At 33.3% G+C, this 3,147-nt stretch carries 3 protein-coding genes; 1 reads left to right on the top strand and 2 read right to left on the bottom strand.

The features are described 5' to 3' along the window. Positions 1–582 (bottom strand): hypothetical protein (locus KO527_RS04625; RefSeq protein WP_216039199.1); only part of this gene is annotated, 582 nt, incomplete at its 3' end. Positions 583–740: 158 nt separating this feature from the next. Further along, complete coding sequence (locus KO527_RS04620) at positions 741–1,481, bottom strand: DUF1330 domain-containing protein (RefSeq protein WP_216039198.1); 741 nt, start codon at positions 1,479–1,481, stop codon at positions 741–743. 174 nt (positions 1,482–1,655) lie between these two features. Here KO527_RS04620 and KO527_RS04615 point away from each other — a divergent pair, with 174 nt between their 5' ends. Further along, entirely contained in the window at positions 1,656–2,567 is a 912-nt protein-coding gene (locus KO527_RS04615) for a LysR family transcriptional regulator (RefSeq protein WP_216039197.1), read from the top strand. Positions 2,568–3,147: the final 580 nt, after the last annotated feature.

The raw sequence follows: 3,147 nt of genomic DNA, 5'->3' as shown, positions 1-3,147 counted from the left end.
TTTCTCATACCAAGGCCAGTCGATTTCCAAGTCAAAAGCCCGAAGAGTTAGTTCACTATTTGAAGTTAACACTAGTTGCTTTTGATTCGCAGCAAGAAAACTATCACAGCCTATACTGCCTGATAGCTCAAAAAGCTGTTTTTCGGCTTCTGTATCAGGTTTTGTCCACACACTAATATATTTTGCCAAAGCCCACGAAAATGCTTGGTTAAGTATTGGCACAACCGTTTTCAATAACACTAAATCAAGTACCTGATCACTAAATATTTCTATTAGAGTTTCATCAGCTTCATTGCGCCATACACTTGCTAATAATAGAAGTCCGTTTTCAAACTCAAATATCGTTGGCATTAACATTTCATCGGTAATAGAGTTTGGTAACTGCCTACGAGTGCGCACCTTAGCTAAACTCTCGCTATCGTTACCTTCGTTAAACTTCAATAAATCTTTAATTTCATTTGATAACGCTTTTTTACGATCAATATCACACAGATTATCAATATGATAAGTATTTAATACGCCTTGCCCAATTTTAGCTAAAACGTCATCACTCACATCCTTTAGAGGGTACTGCTTAAACATCTATCATCCTTTTTTATACTGTTTTTATTACATCAGACAAGAAAATAAATGGGGGTGAGGCTTATAAAAAGCAAGATAACTACTGGAATTAAAATGCGCTCACCTTGTATGAAATGTGTTGATATATCAATACCTGCAGTATCCTAAATCAAATTAATTTAATAAATTTGCTTTGTTTCATTATTCAAACGAAGGGCATACCAACCTAGCTTTTCAACACCTGCAGTTATATATTTCTCGTACTTTTTGAATTCTGGTGATTGCACATATTGCATTGGCCCGTTTTTATTTGGCCATTCAACGAGTATTAAAAAGTCAGGACCTTGAGCACCGCGTTTTAAACTATTGTATTCATTAGGCGTATGTTTAAAAATGACTTTGGCTCCTATTTTTTCTCTAAACAAGGCACTACCTTTATAATATTTAGCATATTCTGCCGCATCTTTGAGCCACACCTCAGCTAAAGTATATGTTTTCTCCTCGTCAAATTGGTAGTGAGATAAGTCTTTCATATCAACATCTGCAGCTGCTAACTCATCCCAGCCAAATTTTTGCAATGGTTTTAATTTTGTTTTGTAATCACCGCTTTGCCTTACTTGTGTCGACACTTTTTCATTGTGCCATGCATACATAGCAAAGGCTTCAGGTTGATATTCACCTGCCAAAGTTTGCGTTACTGAAAACAAAGCTAAAGAATCTATGTTGTTGTGTTGCGCTAATCGAAATACGCCATCTATATAAGTTTTTTGTGCCTTTTCACCACCTTGTTTATTTTTAGCGAGCACTAAAGTTAATCGCTGCTCTTCAGCTAATGTTACTTGCTTCATTTCGTTTGTCGCATGACTGATGCTACTAAATAATAAGATGATACTAAAATATAAAACCGTTGATTTATTCATTAAATTTATCCTTTTAAAAAACTATGTAAAACTGGCTCTTGTTGCAAAAAGTAAGTGTTACGAGGTATTTAAATAGATTAAATGAATTTAAAACACCTTTAAATCTCTATTTAGGCAACATTTCGTTGCTAAAATGCAACAGCTGTTTAATATAGAATAAAAAGGAATTTTAAAATGTTTTCACTTAACTTAAATGACATTCAACTATTTTTATCAGTAGTCGAATTTAACGGTATTACCGCAGCAGCCAATCATCACAACATTAATAAATCAAAAGTGAGTCGGCGGATTACAGCATTAGAACACAGTATTGGTATGCGGTTAATTAACCGAGGCACAGGAGGCATCAAGTTAACAAATGATGGCCGAAAGTTTGTTAAGCAATACCAAATGCTATTTAAACAGCTTGCTCTAGCTGAAGAAGGAATTTTAGATCATAAAAATCAACTTAGTGGCAAATTACAGGTGAGTCTTCCTCTGAATTTATCAAATATTGTGGGAGATTTAATCAGTGATTTTTGTTTCCAATATCCACAAATAGAAGTTAATTGTGAATTAGTAGGTCAGTCAGATAGTTTTGGTATTAAAGATTTTGATGTTGCATTTTTAGTTAACCGCTCCGAACTCCCAGACGGTGATTATATCGCACGTAAACTTGCTACTTTTAAATGTGGATTATTTGCAAGTCCTGAGTTTTTAAGCAACTATCCATCAATTACACAAATTGACCAACTCAGTAGCATACCTTGTTTATGCACATCCAATAGCCAGCAATATTACTTTACTAAAGGTAAGCAAATTCATTCTGTCACTGTTAGTGGTCATTTCTACATCGACAGTTCAGCTGCATTATTAAAAGCCGCCCTAAAAGGCTTAGGCGTTATCAGACTACCAGAATTTGTTGCAGCTGATAAAGTTAAAATAGGTCATTTAGAGCCTCTTAACTTAGACATGCCCTCACAAGATTACCAATTATATATTGCTTATAAGGAGCGAGTTTTAATGTCAGCTAAAACCCGTGCTTTTATTGATTTTTTTCTCACGCTAAAAGATAAGCCTTGGCAAACTAAAAGCCATGATGATTAGGTAACAAAAGTGGTAGCTGACAAACAATACTCACACCTTAGTGTGTCTGATTATCAGTTGAAATACTGTATTATCTTAAACATATCAGTATATTTTTTAATGCTGCTTCTACAAAACTTTCAATGATTTAAACCTTAATTGATTTTTGTACGTCTTAAGTTCTACAATCTTAAAATATCTTAATAGCACTGAATACGATATTTAAGATTTAATACAAAGCTTTATATTAAGGATAATTTATTATGGCTGTACCTTACTTATATTTACTCACAGCTTTCATGGTCGTTACAGGAGTTTTTTCTAAATCAGCATCTGCATCAGCTCTTTTAAATTGTGTTAATAGTCAATATATTCAACCAAATATCTCACATAAAGATTTACAGAACCCTGCTGAAAAAGGGACACATATAAATGGGCTTTGTGCATCAAACAAGACTTGAAAATGTTATTTGCATATAGCATTAATTATATTTTTAAAATAAAGTCTGTATAGTCAACTACATATACGAATGTATTAAATAGGCACATATCATTTAACAATTGCTTAAGCTTATTTTATTTAGTTATGAACTATTCAATA

It is taken from the genome of Pseudoalteromonas sp. C2R02, from assembly GCF_018860845.1.
In the GTDB taxonomy this organism is placed as follows: domain Bacteria; phylum Pseudomonadota; class Gammaproteobacteria; order Enterobacterales; family Alteromonadaceae; genus Pseudoalteromonas.
Note: the sequence above shows the minus strand (reverse complement) of the source record. Positions and strands in the feature narration are given on the sequence as shown.

Excerpts from the sequence above, each read along its gene's own strand:
- KO527_RS04620 (WP_216039198.1), bottom strand. The coding sequence starts at position 1,481 with ATGAATAAATCAACGGTTTTATATTTTAGTATCATCTTATTATTTAGT.
- KO527_RS04615 (WP_216039197.1), top strand. The coding sequence starts at position 1,656 with ATGTTTTCACTTAACTTAAATGACATTCAACTATTTTTATCAGTAGTC.